Origin of the sequence: Rhodococcus sp. ENV425 (assembly GCF_002887785.1) — a bacterium.
Classification (GTDB): domain Bacteria; phylum Actinomycetota; class Actinomycetes; order Mycobacteriales; family Mycobacteriaceae; genus Rhodococcus; species Rhodococcus aetherivorans.
Map to the genome: position 1 here is coordinate 482 of NZ_PCZU01000304.1, position 3,985 is coordinate 4,466.

Annotated in this window: 5 protein-coding genes; all 5 read right to left on the reverse strand. The window is 72.4% G+C overall.

Translation table 11 applies throughout. The annotated features are described in order from the left end of the window. Positions 1-454 (reverse strand): ferrochelatase (locus CQZ88_RS32175; protein WP_258008869.1); only part of this gene is annotated, 454 nt, incomplete at its 3' end. A gap of 9 nt (positions 455-463) precedes the next feature. Next, entirely contained in the window at positions 464-1,276 is an 813-nt protein-coding gene (gene inhA / locus CQZ88_RS28800; protein ID WP_006939295.1) for an NADH-dependent enoyl-ACP reductase InhA, read from the reverse strand. A 52-nt stretch (positions 1,277-1,328) separates the two neighbouring features. Beyond that, positions 1,329-2,078: a 3-oxoacyl-ACP reductase FabG1 gene (gene fabG1 / locus CQZ88_RS28805; RefSeq protein ID WP_029543667.1), complete on the reverse strand. Its 750-nt coding sequence runs from the start codon at positions 2,076-2,078 to the stop codon at positions 1,329-1,331. Between the two features lie 79 nt (positions 2,079-2,157). Continuing rightward, positions 2,158-3,138, reverse strand: a complete 981-nt coding sequence (locus CQZ88_RS28810) for a VWA domain-containing protein (RefSeq protein ID WP_006939291.1) — start codon at positions 3,136-3,138, stop codon at positions 2,158-2,160. After that, positions 3,135-3,985: DUF58 domain-containing protein (locus CQZ88_RS28815; RefSeq protein WP_102800640.1), on the reverse strand; the 851-nt coding region annotated here is incomplete at its 5' end. The genes CQZ88_RS28815 and CQZ88_RS28810, both read right to left, overlap by 4 nt.

Sequence of the window (3,985 nt, forward strand, 5' to 3'; positions counted from 1 at the left end):
CGTAGAAGTGCCGCAGCTTGGTCAGCACGGGTGCGTCGTCGCCGACGGCGGCGCGGGCGCGGGCGATGTCCTCGTGGTACTGCCGGCACCCCGAATAGCCACCCCACGCCGAGGTGGGGAACACCAGCGCGTTGCGCACCCCGTCGTCGCGCATGGCCGCGACGGTGTCCTCGATCATCGGGTGCCAGTTGCGGTTGCCGAAGTAGATCGGCAGATCCAGCCCGGCGGCGGCGAAGTCCGCCTCGAGGCGCGCGATGAGGTCGCGGTTGAGGGCGTTGATCGGTGAGACACCCCCGAAGTGCAGGTAGTGCTCGGCGACCTCGTCGAGGCGTTCGGGCGGCACGCCGCGGCCCCGGGTGACATTCTCGAGGAACGGGCGCACGTCGTCCGGCCCTTCCGGACCGCCGAACGAGAGCACCAGCAGTGCGTCGTACGGCTCGGAGGTACGGGTCATGGCTCGACCCTAGGCGCCGGCACCGAAGCCGACCTGGGAATGGAATCCCCCGTCGACGTAGACGATCGACCCGGTGGTGCCGGGCAGCCAGTCGGACAGCACCGTGCACACGGTCTTCGCGACGGGCGTGGGGTCATCGACGTCCCAGCCGATCGGGGCCGCCGCGGACCAGCCCTCGTTGAGCCGGTTCATCTCGGCGCCGGGGCCGGTGGCGTCGCCGGCGATGGCCTTGGCGGCGAGGGTCTTGATCGGGCCGGCGGCGACGAGGTTGGAGCGGATACCGCGGCCGCCGACCTCCTTGGCGACGTACCGGTTGACGGACTCGAGGGTGGCCTTGGACACGCCCATCCAGTTGTAGAACGGGACGGCGCGGGCGGGGTCGAAGTCCATGCCGACCAGGGAGGCGCCATCGTTGAGGACGGGCAGCAGGGCCTTGGCGAGCGCGGCGTAGGAGTAGGCGGAGACCTCGAGGGCGACGGCGACGTCGGTCCACGGCGCGTCGAGGAACGGGCTGCCCAGGCACGAGCGGGGGGCGAAGCCGATGGAGTGCACGACGCCGTCGAGGCCCTCGGGGGCGAGCTCGCGCACCCGGCCGGCGAGGGTGTCGAGGTGGTCGGTGTTCTGCACGTCGAGTTCGAGGGCCGGGGGCACCGGCTGCGGCAGCCGCTGCGCGATGCGATCGATCAGGCGCAGCCGGTCGAAGCCGGTGACGACGACCTTCGCGCCCTGTTCCTGCGCGACCTTCGCGGTGTGGAAGGCGATGGAGGCGTCGGTGATGATGCCGGTGACGAGAATGGTCTTGCCCTCGAGCAGTCCGCCCATGAGTGTGTCGGTCCTCCAGTGAGTTTCGGATGTGGTGGCGTGCGTGCCGGCGTCAGTGCCCCATGCCGAGGCCGCCGTCGACGGGGATGACCGCGCCGGAGACGTAGGCGGAGTCGTCGGACGCGAGGAAGCTCACGACCGCGGCGACGTCCTCGGGCTTGCCGAGACGCTGCAGCGGGATGAACTTCTTCGCGGTGTCGCGGACGTCGTCGGAGAGTTCGGCGGTCATGTCCGTCTCGATGAATCCGGGCGCGACGACATTCGCCGTGATCGAACGCGAGCCGAGTTCGCGGGTCACCGAGCGGGCCAGGCCGATGACGCCGGCCTTCGAGGACGCGTAGTTGATCTGCCCCGCCTGACCGGCCATGCCGACGACCGAGCCGAGGAAGATCATCCGACCCCAGCGCCCCCGCAGCATCGCGCGGTTGGCGCGCTTCGCGCACCGGAACGCACCGGTGAGGTTGGCGTCGATGACCTTCGCGAACTGGTCCTCGGTCATCCGCATCAGCAGCGTGTCGTCGGTGATGCCGGCGTTCGCGACCAGGACCTCGACGGGACCCTGGTGCTCTTCGACCTCCTTGAACGCGGCGTCGACGGACGCGCTGTCGGTGACATCGCACCGGACGCCGAACAGTCCGTCCGGGGCGCCGGAGCCGCGGTGGGTGACGGCGACCTTGTGGCCGTCCGCCTGCAGGCGGCGGGCGACGGCGAGGCCGATGCCGCGATTGCCGCCGGTGACGAGAACCGAGCGGGGGGTGGCCGCGGGGCGCGGCGATCCGGCGGGGCTGCTTGCGTCAGTCATGGGGTCAAACCCTATCTGGTGGCGGTACGGGTCGGTAACAAGGCGCCCGCGGCGGCGGGCACGCGGTCCGCGGCGCAGGTCAGGGCAGGCGTTGGCGCAGCAGCAGGGCGGCGGCGACACCCCCGGCGACGGCGAGGACACCAAGGATCAGCCACGGGCGGCTGGCGTCGCCGCGGGTGGTCTCGTACCCGATCTGTTCCTCGAGGGTGTTGTAGGCGTCCTCGAGTTCCTGCAGGTTCGATGCGGTGAAGAAGGTGCCGCCGGAGAGGTTGGCGATCTCCTTCAGGGACGGGTCGTCCACCGGCACCGGGATGCGCTCGTCCTCGATCGTGACGGTGCCGTACTCGGTGCCGAAGGAGATGGTCGAGACGGGCACGTCCTTGTCCGCGGCCTGCCGGGCGGCGGTGAAGCCGCCGCGCGGGTCGTCGGGGCTCTCCGGGACGGTCTGCTTGCCGTCCGAGAGCAGCACGATCCGCGCCGGGGGTGCCTGGTCGCCGCCGCCGAGCACCGCGGCGAGGGTGTCGACGGACTGCAGGGCCGTGAAGATCGCCTCGCCGGTGGCGGTGCGCTCGCTCAGCTGCAGGTTGTCGATCGCGGTCTTGGTGGCCTCCCGGTTGGTGGTCGGCGAGACGAGCACCGACGCGGTGCCGGAGAACGCCACCAGGCCGAGGTTGATGCCGGGAGTCAGGTCGTCGGCGAACGACTTGGCGGCGGCCTGCGCGGCGGCGAGGCGAGTGGGCTCGACGTCGGTGGCCTGCATCGACAGCGACACGTCGATCACCAGGACAACGGTGGCGCGGTTGCGCGGAACCCGCTGCTCGGCGGTGGGCCCGGCAGCGGCGACGGTGAGCAGCGCCAGCCCGGCCAGCAGCAACGCGACCGGGACGTGCCGGCTGCGGCCGGGCCGCTGGGGGGCGACCTTCTCGAGCAGCTCGAGGTTGGTGAACCGCAGCGTGTGCCGCATCCGGCGGCGTTGCACCGCCACGTATCCGGCGGCGAGGGCCCCGACGACGAACAGGAACAGCAACCACCACGGCGCGGTGAAGTCGGAGATGCTCACCGGCCCCCCTTCACCGGGGCGCCGAAGCTGTGGCGGCGGGCGGCGACGAACCGGACCACGTCGTCGATCCAGTTGCGGTCGGTGCGCAGGCTCAGCAGCGGGGCGCCGCAGCCGCGGACGGCCTTGCGCACGGCGGCGCGGTGCTCGGCGGCGGCCCGGGCGTAGTCGGCGCGCAACTGCTCGCTGGTGGTGAACTCGCGGGTGTGCCCGGTCTCGGGGTCGTGCAGCACGACGTCGCCGAGGTCGGGCAGTTCGAGGTCGCGGCGGTCGAGGACTTCCACCGCGAGCAGGTCGTGCCGGCCGGACAGGGCGCGCAGCGAACGCTCCCAGTCGATGGGGCCGAGGAAGTCGCTGACGACGACGGCCAGGCCGCGGCGACGCTGCGGGCGGCGCAGCGACTCGATCAGCCCGCGCAGGTCCCCGCGGGTGCCGTCGGGGGCGTGCGGGGTCGTCGCGATCGAGCGGAGCATCGCCTGCGTGTGCAACTGGCCGCCGCGGGCGGGCACGCGGTGGGTGCGCGCCCCGGTGCTCACGACGGCACCGATCCGGTTGCCGCCGCCGCCGGCGAGGTAGCCGACCGCGGCGGCGGCGGCCACGGCGAGGTCCCGCTTCTCGCAGACCCCGGTGCCGAAGTCGAGGCTGGGCGAGAGGTCGATCGCCAACCAGGTCTCGAGTTCGCGGTCGGCGACGGTCTGCCGCACGTGCGGGTGGGTGGTGCGGGCGGTGACGGACCAGTCCATCTGCCGCACGTCGTCGCCGGGCTGGTACTCGCGGGCGTCGCCGGGCTCCGAGCCGGGCCCCGGGATGAGCCCGAGGTGGTCGCCGTGCAGCACCCCGTCGAGGCGGC